The 15,612-nt window shown below is 75.8% G+C and carries 15 protein-coding genes and 1 pseudogene; 7 read left to right on the top strand and 9 right to left on the bottom strand.

Features of this window, described 5'->3' with window-relative positions:
• Positions 1–3 precede the first annotated feature (3 nt).
• Positions 4–1,101 (top strand): GNAT family N-acetyltransferase, encoded by a 1,098-nt coding sequence (locus tag M2302_RS02370; protein WP_280836318.1) that lies wholly within the window; start codon positions 4–6, stop codon positions 1,099–1,101.
• Between the two features lie 296 nt (positions 1,102–1,397).
• On the opposite strand, the gene M2302_RS02365 is transcribed toward M2302_RS02370, so the two are convergent.
• From M2302_RS02365 to M2302_RS02355, 3 genes are all read right to left on the bottom strand, one after another.
• On the bottom strand, positions 1,398–1,802 hold the full coding sequence (locus tag M2302_RS02365; protein ID WP_280836317.1) for a VOC family protein: 405 nt from the start codon (positions 1,800–1,802) through the stop codon (positions 1,398–1,400).
• Positions 1,803–1,822: 20 nt separating this feature from the next.
• Positions 1,823–3,388 (bottom strand): aldehyde dehydrogenase family protein, encoded by a 1,566-nt coding sequence (locus M2302_RS02360; protein WP_280836316.1) that lies wholly within the window; start codon positions 3,386–3,388, stop codon positions 1,823–1,825.
• 360 nt (positions 3,389–3,748) lie between these two features.
• The gene (locus tag M2302_RS02355; RefSeq protein WP_280836315.1) at positions 3,749–4,522 is read right to left on the bottom strand and encodes an LPXTG cell wall anchor domain-containing protein; all 774 of its coding nucleotides are present in this window, start codon (positions 4,520–4,522) and stop codon (positions 3,749–3,751) included.
• A gap of 195 nt (positions 4,523–4,717) precedes the next feature.
• Here M2302_RS02355 and M2302_RS02350 point away from each other — a divergent pair.
• Both M2302_RS02350 and M2302_RS02345 read left to right on the top strand, forming a co-directional pair.
• Positions 4,718–4,873 (top strand): annotated as a pseudogene (locus M2302_RS02350) (cellulose binding domain-containing protein); the annotation flags it as partial.
• 128 nt (positions 4,874–5,001) lie between these two features.
• Positions 5,002–6,051, top strand: a complete 1,050-nt coding sequence (locus M2302_RS02345; RefSeq protein WP_280836314.1) for a GlxA family transcriptional regulator — start codon at positions 5,002–5,004, stop codon at positions 6,049–6,051.
• A 41-nt stretch (positions 6,052–6,092) separates the two neighbouring features.
• Here the strand turns inward: M2302_RS02345 and M2302_RS02340 are convergent, their stop codons facing one another.
• The 4 genes from M2302_RS02340 to bioB form a co-directional block, all read right to left on the bottom strand.
• Entirely contained in the window at positions 6,093–7,355 is a 1,263-nt protein-coding gene (locus tag M2302_RS02340) for a YbfB/YjiJ family MFS transporter (protein ID WP_280836313.1), read from the bottom strand.
• A gap of 141 nt (positions 7,356–7,496) precedes the next feature.
• Positions 7,497–8,003 (bottom strand): GNAT family protein, encoded by a 507-nt coding sequence (locus M2302_RS02335; protein ID WP_088963257.1) that lies wholly within the window; start codon positions 8,001–8,003, stop codon positions 7,497–7,499.
• A gap of 4 nt (positions 8,004–8,007) precedes the next feature.
• Complete coding sequence (locus M2302_RS02330) at positions 8,008–8,211, bottom strand: hypothetical protein (RefSeq protein ID WP_280836312.1); 204 nt, start codon at positions 8,209–8,211, stop codon at positions 8,008–8,010.
• A 7-nt stretch (positions 8,212–8,218) separates the two neighbouring features.
• The gene (gene bioB, locus M2302_RS02325) at positions 8,219–9,214 is read right to left on the bottom strand and encodes a biotin synthase BioB (protein ID WP_280836311.1); all 996 of its coding nucleotides are present in this window, start codon (positions 9,212–9,214) and stop codon (positions 8,219–8,221) included.
• Between the two features lie 213 nt (positions 9,215–9,427).
• Between bioB and M2302_RS02320 the strand changes: the two genes are divergently transcribed.
• The 4 genes from M2302_RS02320 to M2302_RS02305 all read left to right on the top strand — a co-directional run bounded on the left by M2302_RS02320 (position 9,428) and on the right by M2302_RS02305 (position 13,594).
• Positions 9,428–10,564 carry an 8-amino-7-oxononanoate synthase gene (locus tag M2302_RS02320; RefSeq protein WP_280836527.1) on the top strand — a complete coding sequence of 379 codons (1,137 nt, stop codon included), beginning with the start codon at positions 9,428–9,430 and terminating at the stop codon, positions 10,562–10,564.
• Between the two features lie 79 nt (positions 10,565–10,643).
• Positions 10,644–11,348, top strand: a complete 705-nt coding sequence (bioD, locus tag M2302_RS02315) for a dethiobiotin synthase (protein WP_280836526.1) — start codon at positions 10,644–10,646, stop codon at positions 11,346–11,348.
• A 54-nt stretch (positions 11,349–11,402) separates the two neighbouring features.
• Positions 11,403–12,932 (top strand): histidine kinase, encoded by a 1,530-nt coding sequence (locus tag M2302_RS02310; RefSeq protein WP_280836310.1) that lies wholly within the window; start codon positions 11,403–11,405, stop codon positions 12,930–12,932.
• A gap of 11 nt (positions 12,933–12,943) precedes the next feature.
• Complete coding sequence (locus M2302_RS02305; protein WP_280836525.1) at positions 12,944–13,594, top strand: response regulator transcription factor; 651 nt, start codon at positions 12,944–12,946, stop codon at positions 13,592–13,594.
• Between the two features lie 24 nt (positions 13,595–13,618).
• Here M2302_RS02305 and M2302_RS02300 read toward each other — a convergent pair whose 3' ends face one another.
• Entirely contained in the window at positions 13,619–14,419 is an 801-nt protein-coding gene (locus tag M2302_RS02300; RefSeq protein ID WP_280836309.1) for an ABC transporter permease subunit, read from the bottom strand.
• Entirely contained in the window at positions 14,416–15,339 is a 924-nt protein-coding gene (locus M2302_RS02295; protein ID WP_280836308.1) for an ATP-binding cassette domain-containing protein, read from the bottom strand. Before M2302_RS02295 ends, M2302_RS02300 begins: the two co-directional genes overlap by 4 nt.
• Between the last annotated feature and the right edge of the window lie 273 nt (positions 15,340–15,612).

Raw genomic sequence — 15,612 nt, 5'->3', positions numbered from 1 at the left:
GACATGGTGCTGTGGCGGATTCGAGCCACCGTGGACGACCGGCCGGGCTACCTGTCGGTGCTCACGGCGAGTCTCGCGTTGCGAGGAGTCAACATCCTCACCGTGCAGGTGCACACGACCGAGGCCGGGGCGGTCGACGACTTCCTCGTCGACGCGCCGGACGTGGTGGGCGAGGCGGAGCTGGTGGCCGCCGTGGAACGGGGTCGGGGACGGGACTGCTGGGTGGCGCGCAGCGAGGCGCGGGGCCTGGTGGACCAGCCGACCCGGGTGCTCGGGCTGGCCACCCGGCTGGTCCGGGACCCGGACGCGACCGGGGAGATGCTGCGCGCCCTGCTCGGCGCGGACGAGGTGACCTGGCGAGCGGCGCCGGCCGTCCCGCACGGCGGTGTCGGCGCGGCGAGCATGCTGGTGGCCGACCCGTGTGGCGGGTCGTACGAGCTGCGCCGGCGGGCGCCCAGCTTCACCCCGGCGGAGTACGCCCGGGCGCAGGCGCTGGTCGAGCTGGCGGCCACCGCGGCCCGCCGGGCGGCCGACCGGGTGACCCTGGTGCTGCCCGACGGCGGGGAGCTGGTGGTCCGCCCGGCCACGGTCGACGACCTGGCCGGCGTGGTGGACCTGCACGAGGCGTGCTCGGCGCGCAGCCGCCAGCGCCGCTATCTCGGCGGGGGCGCGTTGCCGTCGCCGAGCCGGATGCGCCGGCTGCTGGAGCCGAGGCGGGGGACCACGCTGGTGGCGACGACCGGCTCCGGTGCGGGGGAGTCGGTGGTGGCGATGGCCAACCTGCTCGGTGAGGGCGACGAGGCCGAGGTGGCCCTGCTGGTGCGCGACGACTGGCAGCACCGTGGCCTCGGGTCGGCGCTGCTGCGCCGGCTGCTCGGGCAGGCCGGCCGGTCCGGGTACGCGGCCGTGGTGCTGCACGTCCAGGCGGAGAACACCCCGATGCTGCGCACCGTACGCCGGCTCGGGCGGCCCACGCCGATCGAGCGGGACGGCGCGCTGCTCACCGTGACGGTGCCGCTGGCCGCCCGCCCCGCGGGGCCAGCGCGGCGTGCCCTGCCCCGGCAGGCGGACGCGACCACCCGGCGAGACCGGGCGGGCTGAGACAACGGTCGTGGCCGCGCCGGCCGGGGTACCAGCACCCGGCGGCGGCGCGGGGCGACCCTCACCGGCGCCGGGTGGCGTACCCACGTCGCCCGGCGCCACCGGGCCGACCTCCGGTGCGGAGGACGGTGAATCGGCAGGGCCCCCGGTGCGGGGGCCCTGCCCATGTCCGGCGGTCGGCGGCGGCCCCGCCAACGGCGACCCAGGAACGCCGTCACGGCGGGCCGCCCGGGAAGGCCGCCACGGCGAGCCGCGGAGCAACCCGCCACGTGAGCCGCAGCGGAACGCCGTCCGGATCAGCCGAAGTGGAATCCGGCCCGGCGGTGACCCGATACGCAGAACCGGTTCCCCTCGGTGTCGGCGAGCACGACGTAGGGCAGTTGGCCCGGTTCCGGCTCGGCCGGGTAGTGCCGCCAGTCGACCCGTTGCGCGCCGAGCGCGACCAGCCGCGCCACCTCGTCGTCGAGGTCGCGGTCCCCCGCGTCCAGGTCGAGGTGGACGCGGGGGAACTCGGCCACCGGGCTGTCGCTGACGTCCATCGCGATCGCCGCGCCGGGGACTCCGGGCGGCGGCTCGACCACGATCCAGTCGTCGCCGTCGTGGCGCGGCGGCCGACGCACGTAGCCCAGGGCCGCGGCCCAGAACCGGCCGGCGCGGCGGTCGTCGGTCACGCCCAGCGAGATCTGCTCGATCCGTGCCATCGACCGAGGTTAGCGCCGCCTCAGGTGGCCGGGTAGCTGCTGTAGTCCGGGAAGTTGCCGTAGAGCCGGCCGTCGCCGCCCTGGGTGACCGCCTGCACCAGCAGGTCGCCGCCGACGAAGGCGCCCTTCCAGGAGGCGCCCCGGCCGCCGAACGGCTCCTCCCGGTCGCCCCGGGAACGCGGCTTGTTGATGCCCACCTTGAACGCCTGGAGGTCCACCGCGAGCTTGCCGGCCAGCTCCTCGTCGTCGCAGGCCAACGAGGCCACCAGCGCGCCGTTGGAGGCGTTCATGGCAGCCAGCAGCTCGTCGGTGGTGTCCACCACGACGATGGTGTCGACCGGGCCGAAGGGCTCGGCGTGCATCAGCCGGGACCGGCCGGGCGGGGCGAGCAGCACCGCCGGCGCCACGTACGCCGAGGTGTCCTGCCCGTCGAGGAAGGGCGCGCCGTCGAGCTTGCCGCGGTGCAGCGGCACGGCGCCGCCACGTACCGCCTCGTCGACCTTGCGGCGCAGCTCGTCGGCCTTGGCGCCGCTGATCAGCGGGCCGAAGTCCAGCTCCGGCAGCGGGTCGCCGGCCTGCCAGGTCTCGTCCACCGCGAGCGGGTGTCCGAACCGGACGGAGCGGACCACCGGCAGGTACATGTCGAGGAACTCGTCGACCAGGTCACGCTGGACCACGAACCGCGGGTACGCGGTGCAGCGCTGCTTGCCGTACTCGAAGCCCTTCTTCAGGTGCGCGGCGAGCAGGTCCCACTGGGAGAAGTTCCAGACGCCCCAGGCGTTGAGACCCTCCTGCTCGATGAAGTGCCGCTTGTCGGTGTCGAGCAGGGCGGCGGCCACCTTGCCGCCGTTGGACCGCCCGCCGACGAACGCGACCGCGCCGATCTCGGGCGCCCGGACGAGCACCTCGGAGAGCTCCTCGCCGCTGCCGGAGAGCAGGGTGGCGGGGAGCCCGGCGCGGCGCATCAGGGCGTGCGCCACGGTCAGGCAGACCGCGCCGCCCTGCGACGGGGTCTTGGCGATGACCGCGTTGCCGGCGAGCAGCTGCACCAGTTCCGCGTGGACCAGCACGCTCATCGGGTAGTTCCACGAGGCGATGTTGCTGACCGGGCCGGGCAGCGGCTCACGGCCGCCGGCCAGCATCCGATCGATCTCCTCGACGTACCAGCGAACGCCGTCCAGCGCGCGGTCGACGTCGGCGCAGGCGAGCCGCCACGGCTTGCCGATCTCCCAGACCAGCAGCATGGCCAGCAGGTCGCGGTGCGCGGTGAGGGCGTCCAGCGCCTCGCCGACCCGCGCCTTGCGCTCGGCGAGCGGGGTGGCCGCCCAGTCGCGGTGCGCGGTGGCGGCGTGGGCGACCGCCGCGCGCGCGGTGTCGGCGTCCAACCGGGGCAGGTTGACCAGCACGGTGTTGTCGACCGGCGTGCGTACGGCGCTCGGCGTACCGACCGCCTGCCACTGCCCGGAGACCAGGTTGTGCAGGGTGGTGACGCCGTCGACCTCGGGCCCGAAGGCCTCCGGTGCGGCGGCTGCCGCCCGGGCGAGCGTGTCGGACCAGGCGGTTCCGTCGGCGAGTCGTAGAGCCATCGCATTCTCCTCAGGGTCGACCGGGGGAGCGGCGGCGTCGACGGCACCGCTGGTGTGGCGTACTGTCCCGCGCCGGAAAGCGGTGCGGCAACAGTACGTTCGTATGGCGGAACGCGAGGCCCGCGCCGGACCGGTCCTGACGCGACCATCCGACCCGCGCAGCCGGGCCTTGACCTGCGCGTACGCGGACAATGCATTCACATGTCTCGATGATGTGATGAATCTCCGGGCGACGTCGACCGGGTTACCCGTCAGTACGCACGGACGCCGCGGACGGATCAACGCCCGGCGGAACCGGTGCGCAAACGGCGACCGGCCACCGGACGAGGAGTCCGGCGGCCGGTCGGGCGCTGAGTCAGATCAGCTGGTGAAGGTGATGTTGTCGCGCCGGCGGCGCAGCATCAGCAGGACGCCGCCGCCGATCAGGACGAGGCCGCCCAGCGCGATGCTGCCGGTGGCCACGCCGGTCATCGGCAGGCTGCCCCCGTTGCTTCCGCCGTTGCCGCCCGTGCCCTCCGACGGGGAGCCGGAGGTCGACGGCGAGCCCGACTCCGACGGGGAGCCCGACTCCGTCGGGGTGACCGAGCTGGTCGGCGAGGTCGACTCCGACGGCGAGCCCGACGGCTGCGGCGACTCGGAGGTCGTCGGCGAAGGGCTCGGCGACTGCGTCGGGGCGGTGCCGGCGCAGGCGTGGCTCAGGTTGAACTGGTCGGCCTCGCCGCTGATCGTGGCGCTGCCGTCGACCAGCGTCCACCCGGCCGGGGTGAAGAGGTAGGCGTGGATCATCCGGTCGGTGTTCCCGGCCGGGTAGAGGTGGTCCGGGTAGGCGTCGGTGCTGTCGGGCACCTTCACCGTCACCGTGTTGGTGCCGTCGCTGAAGGTCAGGGTCAGCGTCTCGAAGCCGCCGGACTCGGCGCCGCCGGGGAGCACGAAGTGCCAACCGTCCTGCCCGGGCGTGCGGCCGGTGAACCGCTCGTCGGTGCACTTCTGCTCGGCATCGGCCGCCGTCGAGCCCTTGTGAGCGGGGTTGAGCGGGGCCGTGCTGCTCGCCCAGGCCGGGGTGGCGAAGGCGAGGCAGGCCGTGGCGGCAGTCGCGGTGAGAGCCGCGCGCGCCACGTACCGACGCTGGGGCATGAGTATTCCTCCGGGATCGGTAGAGGGGACGGCACATGATCCCATGCACGGCATCGAAATGCGACATCGGGCGAACGGCCTGAGCTGGGACGACGTGGCGGATCGGATTCGGGAATCCGACCAAATGGCGGGGATTTCGCGGCGTGTTGATGTAACGCGGACGGGACTGTGGACGCTCCGCCCGCCACCCACCGCCAGACCGGCACGGCGGTGACCGCGACCAACCTCTCCTACAACGGCACGCTGGCGCCCGGGGCGTCGACCAGCTTCGGCTTCAACGGCACCCACACCGGCAGCAACCCCAGACCCACCACCTTCACCCTCAACGGCGTCACCTGCGCGACCGCCTGACGGCTGCCGCGTCGAGATCTTGGACAGTTGCCGCTCGCACCGGACGGCAACTGTCCAAGATCTCCAGCGCCCGGCGGCTCCGGGTGAACCGCTCCGCCGGGCGGGAGGGGCTGGCTAGGCTCGACGGCGTGCGGGCCGCGGAACGCAGTGACACCGTGCTCTTCGTCGTCTACGACGGGGTACGGCTGCTCGACGTCACCGGGCCGCTGGAGGTCTTCACCGTCGCCAACGAGCACGGCGGGACGTACCGGCTGGTGCTCGCCTCCCCCGACGGCCGGGACGTGGTGAGCAGCGCCGGGGTCCGGCTCGGCGCCGACGTGGCGCTGCCGGAGGTGACCGGGCCGATCGGCACGCTGGTGGTGCCCGGTGCGCCGGACTGGCAGGCCACGGCCGCCGACCGTCCCTTGCTCGACCAGGTCCGCCGGCTGGCGGCCGGCTCGTCGCGCACCGCGTCGGTCTGCGCGGGGGCGTTCACCCTCGCCGCCGCCGGGCTCCTCGACGGCCGCCGGGTGACCACGCACTGGGACCTCGCCGACCAGCTCGCCGCGCACTTCCCGGCGATCACCGTCGACGCCGACCCGATCTTCATCGCCGACGGGCGGGTGATCACCTCGGCCGGCATCACCGCCGGCATCGACCTGACCCTCGCCCTGGTCGAGGCGGACCTCGGCCCGGAGACGGCACGCACGGTCGCCCGGCAGCTCGTCGTCTTCATGCAGCGCCCCGGCGGGCAGTCCCAGTTCAGCGTCCGGGCCGCCACCCCGAGCACCCGGCACGACCTGCTGCGCCGGGTGCTGGACGCCATCGCCGCCGACCCGGCGCAGCCGTACGACCTGCCGGGGCTGGCGGCCCTGGCCGGGGTCAGCCCGCGTCACCTAGGCCGGTTGTTCCGCACCGAGCTGGGCACCACGCCGGCCAGGTATCTCGACCGGGTCCGGGTGGAGGCGGCCCAGGGGCTGCTGGAGCGCGGTGACGACACCCTCGACGTGGTGGCCCGCCGGGTCGGCTTCGGCTCGCCGGAGACGATGCGCCGGACGTTCCTGCGGGAGCTGGGCATTACCCCGGGCGCCTACCGGTCCCGCTTCCGCACCACCGGGATCGACGAGCAGCGGTCACCGCCCGTCACCGACGGGCGGGCCGTCCCCGGCGACGTTGCGCCGGGGACGGCCCCCGCCTGACCCGGTCGCCACGGGGCCGGCCCGCGCGTGACCGGGCCCGGTCAGCGGCCGGCGGCCGGCGCCGGCTCGGCGCTGCCCGAGCCGGCGGCCAGCGCCGGCTCGCCGGTGCCGGGCGCGGCAGCCGGGGCGGGGTCGCGCTGGCGCAACGCGACCAGCCCGGCGGCGGCGAGCAGCCCCACCGACAGCCAGAGCCCCACCTCCACCCCGCCGGAGTCGGCGAGCAGGCCCGACAGCAGCGGGCCGACCGCCTGGCCCACCGAGAAGGCCACCGTCAGCAGGGCGATGCCGGCGGTCCAGCCGCTCGCCGGCAGGGCCCGGCGGGCGAGCACCGTGGCCGCCGTCGGACCGGCCATGAAGGAGCTGCCGAAGATCACCGCCGACACCACCGCCGCGGGCAGCCCGGCCGGCAGCAGCAGCACCGGCAGCACGCCGAGCAGCACCAGCAGGGAGACCAGCGCCGGGGCCCGGCCGCCCGCCAGCCGGCCGACCACCCGCCCCCACACGGTGAGGGTGGCGACCGCCGAGGCGAGACCCAGCACCACGAAGAACGCGGCGACGCCGGGGGTGCCGAGACCCCGGTCGCGCAGCAGCGCGATCACGAAGGTCAGGTAACTCACGTAGCCGGCACCGAAGAGCACGTACCAGCCGAACGTCGGGGCGAGCCGGGCCAGGTCCGCGCGGGGCAGCCCGGCCCGGGTGACCCCGGCCACCGGCGCGACCCGCCGCACCGCGAACACCGCCGGGCCGACCGCCAGCACCGCGACCACGCCCAGCAGCAGCCAGCCGGACCGCCAGCCGGCGTCCCCGGCCACGGTCAGCGCCGCCGGCACCAGCAGCCCCGAGAGCGCCACGCCGACGCCCACCCCGGCCATGTAGATCCCGACCAGCAGCGCGCCCCGCCGCTGCCCGCCGCCGGTGGCGACCCGGGCGGCCAGCGCCGAGCCGAGGACGAAGGCGACCGCGGTGCTCAGGCCGCCGACGAACCGCAGCAGGTTCAACACCGGGTAGTCGGCGGTGGTCGCGGTGAGCAGCAGGGCCAACGCGCTCACCACCAGGGTGCCGACGAAGGCGGCGCGGTCACCGAACCGGCGGGCCCAGAACACCGCCGTGCCGGCGCCGATGACGTAACCCGCGGCGTTCGCCGTGTTCAGGCCGCCGGCCTGGGCGTACGTCCAGTGCAGGTCGTCGCGCATGGCCGGCAGCAGCAGCGCGTACGCGAAGCGGGTGAAGCCGAGCGCGACGACCGGCCCGGCGGCCAGGCCGAGCGCGGTCAGCGGGTCCCGCCAGCGTGGGGATCGGGACATGGTTCCTCCTTGGTCGGCGGGCTCTTCGACCCGCTGATCAGGTGGAACCGGGTGGGGTGGGTGGGTGATGGCCGGCGTTGCGGACAGCCGACCCTCGGATCGGGACATGCCGGGTCGCGGACCGGATGACCGGAACGTGGCTCAGTCGGCCAGTTCGTCGGCGAGCAGCTCCATCAGCAGCGCGTCGTGCCAGGTGCCGTCCTCGCCGCGCTCGTACCGGCGCATGATGCCGACCGGCCGGAAACCGACCTTCGCGTACGCCCGGATCGCGGCGGTGTTCGCCGCCGCCGGGTCGATGGTGAGCCGGTGGTGGCCGTGCGCGGCGACCAGGTGGCGGGCCAGGGTGCGGATCGCGTCCCCGCCCAGCCCCGAGCCGTGCACCGCCGGGTCCAGGTAGATGTCCAGCGCGGCGTGCCGGTAGTCCGGGTCCGGCTCGGCGTAGTACTGGACCAGGCCGACCACCCGCCCGTCGTGCTCGACGGCGTACGCGATCAGGTCGTCGTCGGCCAGCTCGGCGCGGACCGCCGCGGCCAGGTCGTCGCCGCCGCGCCACCACCGGCGTACCTCGGCGGTGGCCCGGATCGCCGCGAGGGCGGGCACGTCCGCGTCCGTCACCGGCCGCAGGATCACGCTCCGCCCCCGCAGCATCGCCTCAGCCCCGGATCTCGCCGTGCTCGACGCAGGTCGCCGACCAGCCGACCGGCAGCACCTGCACCTTCATCCGGCGGCGGCAGCGCGCGCAGTAGCGCGGCGGCTCCAGCGCCCGGGCCGCCGCGCACGCCACGTGCGGACCGGCCGCGGCGTCCTCGCCGCAGCGGTCGCACCAGGTCACCGCCGGCTGCACCACGTCGGTCACGTCAACCTCACAGGGTGGCGGAGAGCGCCTTGACGGGCATCTTAAGATCGTCGAGCAGCTGCAGGTCGGCGTTCGCCGGCCGGCCCAGGGTGGTCAGGTAGTTGCCGACGATCACCGCGTTGATGCCGCCCAGCAGGCCGTCCCGGGTGCCCAGGTCACCGAGGGTGATCTCGCGGCCGCCCGCGTACCGGAGGATGGTGCGCGGCATGGCCAGCCGGAACGCGGCGATGGCCCGCAGCGCGTCCTTGCCCTCCACCACCGGCCGGTCACCCAGCGGGGTGCCGGGGCGGGGATTGAGGAAGTTCAGCGGCACCTCGTGCGGGTCCAGCTCGGCGAGCTGCGCGGCGAACTCGGCCCGCTGCTCCACCGTCTCGCCCAGGCCCAGGATGCCGCCGCAGCAGACCTCCATGCCGGACTCGCGGACCATCCGCAGCGTCTCCCAGCGCTCCTCCCAGGAGTGCGTGGTGACCACGTTCGGGAAGTAGGAGCGGCAGGTCTCCAGGTTGTGGTTGTAGCGGTGCACGCCCATGTCGACCAGCTCGTCGACCTGCTCCTGGCTGAGCATGCCGAGCGACGCGGCGACCTGGATGTCGACCTCCGCCTTGATGGCGGCGACACCCTCGCGCATCTGCTTCATCAGCCGGGCGTCCGGGCCGCGCACGGCGGCCACGATGCAGAACTCCGTCGCCCCGGTCGCCGCGGTCTGCTTCGCCGCCTCGACCAGCGAGGGGATGTCCAGCCAGACCGACCGGACCGGCGAGGTGAACAGACCGGACTGCGAGCAGAAGTGGCAGTCCTCCGGGCAGCCGCCGGTCTTCAGCGACACGATGCCCTCGACCTCGACCTCCGGGCCGCACCAGCGCATCCGCACGTCGTGGGCGAGCTGCAGGGCGGCGGGCAGGTGCTCGTCGGGGAGGTTCAGCACGGCGAGGACTCCGGCCTCGTCGAGGCCGACGCCGTTCTCCAACACCTGGGTACGGGCCTGGTCGAGGATCTCTGGCATGGCTCGTACCCTACAAGGCCGCCCCGGGGCGGAGAAATGACCGAGGTCGCACCCTCGCCGAGCGTCACCGGCACCTCGGTGCGGCGGCCCCGCGCCACGCCGGTGCCGGCCGGGCGGGTGGTAATTTCGCCCGGCGGCGCGTTGCTCGCCGACGACCTCCTCCGCGCCGGATGCCGGGGGAGGCGAGCTGCGCGGCGGAGGGAGACGGTGACGGTGGCGGACTGGCTGGCGGCCCTGGAGCGCCGCGCCGAGCTGCGGGCCAAGGCGGGGCTCACCCGCACGCTGCGCCCGCGCGCCGCCGACGACGCCGTGGTCGACCTCGCCGGCAACGACTACCTCGGCCTGGCCACCCACCCCGAGGTCACCGCCGCCGCCGCGCGGGCGCTGTCCGCGTACGGGCTGGGCGCCACCGGGTCGCGGCTGGTGCGCGGCTCCACCGACGCCCACCACGCGCTGGAGGACACCCTCGCCGAGTGGCTCGGCACCGACCGGGCGCTGGTCTTCTCCTCCGGCTACCTGGCCAACCTCGGCGCGGTCCGGGCCCTGGTGCAGCCCCGTACGCTGCTCGTCTCGGACGCCCACAACCACGCCTCGCTGATCGACGGCTGCCGGATCTCCGGCGCCGAGACGGTGGTGACCCCGCACGCCGACGTCGACGCGGTGGCCGCCGCGCTCGCCGCCGCCCCCGGCCGCCCGGCCGTCGTGGTGACCGAGTCGGTCTTCTCCGTCGACGGCGACCTCGCCCCGCTGGCCCGGCTGCACGCCGTCGCCCGGGCGCACGGCGCGCTGCTGCTGGTCGACGACGCGCACGCGCTCGGCGTCACCGGCCCGGGCGGCGCCGGCGGGGTGGCCGCCGCCGGCCTGGCCGGCCAGCCGGACGTGGTGGTCACCGCCACCCTGTCCAAGGCGCTCGGCGGCGCGGGTGGGGTGGTCGCCGGCCCGGCCGAGTTCGTCCGGCACCTGGTCGAGACCGGACGCACGTTCATCTTCGACACCGCGCTGCCTCCGGCGGTGGCGGCCGGCGTGCGGGCCGCCGTGACGCTGGCCCGCGCCGGCGACGACCTGCGGGCGGAGCTGGCCGACCGGGCCGCGCTGGCGGTCCGCCGGCTCGGCGCGGCGGGGCTGACCGTCTCCGCCCCCGACGCGGCCGTGGTATCGGTGACCGCGCCCGGCCCGGAGGCCGCCACCACGTGGGCCGCCGACTGCCGCGACCGTGGCGTCGCGGTCGGCTGCTTCCGACCGCCCTCCACCCCGGACAGCCGCTCCCGGCTGCGGCTCACCATCTCCGCCGGGGTACCGCGGGCGGAGTTCGAACGGGCCCTGGAGGTCATCGTGGAGTGTGCCCCGTGAGCGCGAGGAGTGAGCCGGTTCTGCGAGCCCCGCAGTCGCGAACGAAGGTGGCCCCGTGAGCGCGCCGTGGAAGGGCGCGGTGCTGGTGACCGGCACCGACACCGAGGTGGGCAAGACGGTGGTGACCGCCGCGGTCGCGGCCGCCGCGCAGGCCGCCGGCCTGCGGGTCGCCGTGGTCAAGCCCGGCCAGACGGGTACGGCCACCGGCGAGCCCGGCGACATCGACTCGGTGACCCGGCTGGCCGCTCCGCTGACCGGGCGGACCCTGGCCAGCTACCCGGACCCGCTCGCCCCGCTCGCCGCGGCCCGGGTCGCCGAGCTGGAGCCGCTGGAGCTGTACACCGTCGTCGACGCCATCCGCGAGGAGGTCGACAAGCACGACCTGGTGCTCATCGAGGGGGCCGGCGGGCTGCTCGTACCGATGGGGTTGCGCCCCTCCGGGGAGCCGTGGACGGTCGCGGACCTCGCGGTCTCCCTCGACGCCCCCGCCGTGGTGGTGGCCCGGGCCGGTCTCGGCACGCTCAACCACACCGCGCTGACCCTGGAGGCGCTGGAGCGGCGCGCGGTCCCGGCCGGCGTGGTGATCGGCGCCTGGCCGGCCGAGCCGCAGCTGGTGCACTGGGCCAACCTCACCGACCTGGTGCCCAACCTGCTCGGCGCGCTGCCGGCCGGCGCCGGGGCGATGGACCCGGGCGTGTTCCGCCGCTCCGCACCCGGCTGGCTCACCCCCGCCCTCTACGGGGTGCTGGACGACTGGCGCGCCTGGGCCGAGGACATCAGCTGACCACCTGACCTTCGTCGGTGCCCGGGTCCGCCGGGCGTCGGTAGCCTGGCCGACGTGCGCGAACGCGAGATCTGGCGCCGGGTGGACCGCCGGGTGGCCGGCGACGTGGCGCTCTGGGCCGGGCTCGCCGCCCCGGTGGCGTACGCCCGGCTGACCCCGCCCTACGAGCGGTACGTCGTACCCCTGCTGGTCGGCTCGGTGCTGCTGCTGGCCGCGGCGGTGGTGGTCGGCCGGCGGCTGCCGGCGGTGGCCGTGCTGCTGGTGCTGCTCGGCTCGGTGGTGGACGGCAACTTCGTCTTCGCCCTGCTGGTGTTCAGCTATCTGGCCGGGCGGCGCGGGGAACGGGCCGCCCCCGCCGGGGTGCTCTTCGCCGTGGTGGCGGCCGGTGGCACGGTGCTGCATCTGGTGCTGCTGGACACCGGCATGGCGACCTGGTTCCTGCTCAGCTGCGTGCTGCTGGGCGCCGGGGTGTTCCCCTGGCTGGTGGGCCGCTACCGGCGGCAGCAGCAGGCGCTGGTGCTGGCCGGCTGGGAGCACGCCGAGGCGGTGCAACGCGAGCAGCGGGGCGCCGCCGAGCGGATCCGGCTGCGGGAACGGGCCCGGATCGCCCAGGAGATGCACGACTCCCTCGGCCACGAGCTGAGCCTGATCGCACTCCGTGCCGCCGCCCTGGAGGTCGCCGGTGACCTGGACCCGCGGCACCGGGTGGCGGCCGGCGAGCTGCGGGCCAGCGTGGCGGGGGCCACCGAGCGGCTGCACCGGATCATCGGGGTGCTCCGCGAGGCGGACGTCCCGGCCAGCACCCGCCCCGCCGGGGAGAGCGTCGCCGACCTGGTCGACGGCGCCCGCGAGGCGGGGATGGCGGTGCGCCTGCACCACTCGCCGGACGCCGCCGACCTGCCGGAGTTGACCGCGCACGCCGCGCACCGGGTGGTCCGCGAGACGCTGACCAACGCCGCCCGGTACGCCCCCGGCGCCCCGGTCACCGTCACCCTCACCGGCCTCGGTGACCGGGTCGAGGTGCGGGTGGCCAACGCGCCGCCGCCGGCCGGCCCGCTGCCCGGGCCGCCGTCGCACGGCTCGGGCCTGCTGGCGCTCCGCGAACGGGTACGGCTGGCCGGCGGCGTCCTCGACGCCGGCCCGACCGACGACGGGGGATTCGCCGTGGTGGCCCGGCTGCCGGTGGCCGACGCCGCCCCGCGCCCCGAGGCCGGCGACGGCGGACGGGCCGGGGAGCCCGGGCGGCTGCGCGACGCCCGGCGCGGGGTGCGGCGCAGCCTGCTCGCCGCACTCGCCGCGCCGCCGGCCGTCGCGCTGCTGCTGTCGCTGGTCTACTACCCGGTCGTCACCACCGGCGCGGTGCTGGACGGAACGGCGTTCGACCGGATGCGGATCGGCACGCCCCGCTCCGAGCTGACCGGGCTGCCCCGCCGCCAGGTCGAGCCGCCGCTCGACGCGCCGGCCGTGACCGCCGGCGTGACCTGCGAGTACTACACCGACGGCAACTTCCCGCTCGCCCAGCCGACCTGGCGGCTCTGCTTCGCCGACGGCCGCCTGACCAGCAAGGGACGGACCACGACGTGACCGCTGACGACGTGCCGGTGACGGTGCTGCTCGCCGACGACGAGGCGATGGTCCGGGCCGGGGTGCGGGCCATCCTCGCCGCCGACCCCGGCATCGAGGTGGTCGCCGAGGCCGGCGACGGCCGGGCCGCGGTGGAGCTGACCCGGGCGCACCGGCCCCGGGTCGCGCTGCTGGACATCCGGATGCCGAAGCTGGACGGGCTCGCCGCCGCAGCCGAGATCCGCCGGCTCGTGCCGGCGACGGCCACCGTCATGCTCACCACGTTCGGCGAGGACGAGTACGTGGCCCGGGCGCTCGGCCACGGCGCCAGCGGCTTCCTGCTCAAGGCCGGTGACCCCCGCGAGCTGCTCGCCGGGGTGCGGGCCGTCGCCGAGGGCGGGGCGTACCTGTCGCCGCGGGTGGCCCGCCGGGTGATCGAACTCAACGGCGACCGGATGGCCCGGGTGCCGGCGGCCCGGGACCGCACGGCCGGGCTGACCGACCGGGAGCGGGAGGTGCTCGGCCTGGTCGGGGCAGGGCTGTCCAACGCGGAGATCGCCCGCCGGCTCTTCCTCACCGAGGGCACCGTGAAGGGCTACCTGACCAGCATCTTCACCCGGCTGGACGTGCGTAACCGGGTGCAGGCGGCGATCATCGCGTACGAGGCGGGGCTGGCCGGCTGACCGGCCCGCCCCGCCCCGTGCCGCTCAGGCGTCCCGGCGGCGCAGCGCGGCCCGGCCGACCGCCAGCGCCGCGCCGGCCCAGCCGGCCAGCAGCACCAGGCCCACCACCGGCGGGTACGGGTCGGTGTCCCCGGCCAGGAAGTGCCCGCCGGCCACCCCCGGGAACGCGTCGGAGATCCGGGTGAGCAGGGTGATGTCCGGCTCCCGCAACGACAGCGGCACGATCATCAGCACGGCGAAGAGCACGGTCAGGGTGAGCACCGCGCTTCGCAGCGCCGCCCCCAGCCCGAGGGCCAGCACCCCCACCAGCGCCAGGTACGTCGCCGTCGCCAGCACGTCGCCGAGCGTTCCGGCCAGCGGCGCCCGCCCCCACTCGCCGAGCAGGGGCCCGGCCGCGAGCACCCCGACCAGGCCGAGCAGCAGCCCGAAGGCGAACGTCACCGCGCCGGCCACCACCGCCTTGGCCAGCAGCATCCGGCCCCGCGACGGGGTGCCCTGGAGGGTGGTGCGGATGGTGCCGGTGGCGTACTCGCTGGTGACGGCGAGCAGGCCGAGCGCCAGCACCGCGTACTGGGTGAGTTCCAGCGCGCCGACCAGCACGCTGCCGACGGTGACCACGCCCCGGTCGTCGGCCGGGTCGTCGTTGGTGTTGGCGTTGGCCGCGTAGATGGCCAGTTGGGCCGAGGTGGCGGCCATCAGCAGCACCCCGGCCAGCAGGGTCCACCAGGTGGCCCGCACCGACCAGAGCCGGGTCCACTCGGCGGCCACCGCGCCGGGGAGACCACCGCCACGGGCGGCCGGGCGGGTGGGGGAGAGGGCGCTCACCGGGCACTTCCCGCGGCGTACTCGACAGCGTCGCCGGTCAGCCGCAGGAACGCCTGTTCCAGCGTGACGGCTACCGGGGTCAGCTCGTGCAGCGGCACCCCCAGCTCGTACGCCAGGTCGCCGACCCGGTCGGCGGTGGCCCCGGTGACGGCCAGGCCGCGCGGGCCCTCGGCCGTGACCGCGTACCCCTCGGCGGTGAGCCGTCCGGCCAGCGCGGCCAGCCCCTCCGGGAGTGGCCCGCGGACCCGCACGGCGGCGGTGGCGCCCGTGGCGAGCACCTCCGCGACGGGCGCGTCGGCGATCAGCCGGCCCTTGCCGATCACCACCAGGTGGGCGGCGGTCTGCTCCATCTCGCTCATCAGGTGGCTGGAGAGCAGCACGGTCCGTCCCTCGGCGGCGAGGTCGGCGGTGAGCTGCCTGATCCAGCGCACCCCGTCCGGGTCGAGGCCGTTGACGGGTTCGTCGAACATCAGCACCGGCGGGTCGCCGAGCAGCGCGGCGGCGATGCCGAGCCGCTGCGCCATGCCGAGCGACAGGGTTCGGCCCGGCTTGGCGGCGGCCCGGTCGTCCAGGCCGGCCGCGGCGAGCACCTCGTCGACCCGCCGGGCCGGGATGCCGTTGCTGCGGGCCATCGCCAGCAGGTGCGCCCGGCCCGCCCGCGCCGGGTGGATCGCCCGGGCGTCGAGCAGCGCCCCGACCTCCCGCAGCGGATGGCGCAGCTCCCGGTACGCCCGCCCGGCGACCAGGGCCCCTCCGGCGGTGGGCCGGTCCAGGCCGAGCACCATGCGCATGGTGGTGGACTTGCCCGCGCCGTTGGGGCCGAGGAACCCGGTGACCCGCCCGGGTGCGATGTCGACGGTCAGGTCGTCGACGGCCGTCACCGCCCCGAACCGCTTCGTCAACCCACGTAGTGTGATCATGCGTTGACGGTAGGAACCGACGGGCCGGCGCCGCCGCTGCCGATCGGCGTCCGCCGGACCCGACCTTCGTCAGGTACTCCGGCGTTGGCGCCGTGTGCTGCCCGCTCGGTCGGGTCGCCGTCGCCGGGCGGTCTGCCGTCCCGGCCCGCCGTGCGCTCGCCCGGTGGGGTCGCGGTCGCGGGGCGGTCTGCCGTCCCGGCCCGCCGTGCGCTCGCCCGGTGGGGTCGCCGTCGCGGAGCGGTCCGCCGTCCCGTCGGCCGTGGTGCTCAGGCG

It is taken from the genome of Micromonospora sp. A200, from assembly GCF_029893845.1.
Lineage (GTDB): Bacteria > Actinomycetota > Actinomycetes > Mycobacteriales > Micromonosporaceae > Micromonospora > Micromonospora purpureochromogenes.
This window is presented reverse-complemented; position numbering and strand designations above follow the sequence as displayed.

Bases quoted from the DNA above. Each gene is read 5' to 3' on its own strand.
- M2302_RS02365 (WP_280836317.1), bottom strand. From the start codon at position 1,802: ATGGCACGGATCGAGCAGATCTCGCTGGGCGTGACCGACGACCGCCGC.
- M2302_RS02355 (WP_280836315.1), bottom strand. From the start codon at position 4,522: ATGCCCCAGCGTCGGTACGTGGCGCGCGCGGCTCTCACCGCGACTGCC.
- M2302_RS02335 (WP_088963257.1), bottom strand. From the start codon at position 8,003: ATGCTGCGGGGGCGGAGCGTGATCCTGCGGCCGGTGACGGACGCGGAC.
- M2302_RS02340 (WP_280836313.1), bottom strand. From the start codon at position 7,355: ATGTCCCGATCCCCACGCTGGCGGGACCCGCTGACCGCGCTCGGCCTG.
- bioB (WP_280836311.1), bottom strand. From the start codon at position 9,214: ATGCCAGAGATCCTCGACCAGGCCCGTACCCAGGTGTTGGAGAACGGC.
- M2302_RS02370 (WP_280836318.1), top strand. From the start codon at position 4: ATGGTGCTGTGGCGGATTCGAGCCACCGTGGACGACCGGCCGGGCTAC.
- M2302_RS02360 (WP_280836316.1), bottom strand. From the start codon at position 3,388: ATGGCTCTACGACTCGCCGACGGAACCGCCTGGTCCGACACGCTCGCC.
- M2302_RS02295 (WP_280836308.1), bottom strand. From the start codon at position 15,339: ATGATCACACTACGTGGGTTGACGAAGCGGTTCGGGGCGGTGACGGCC.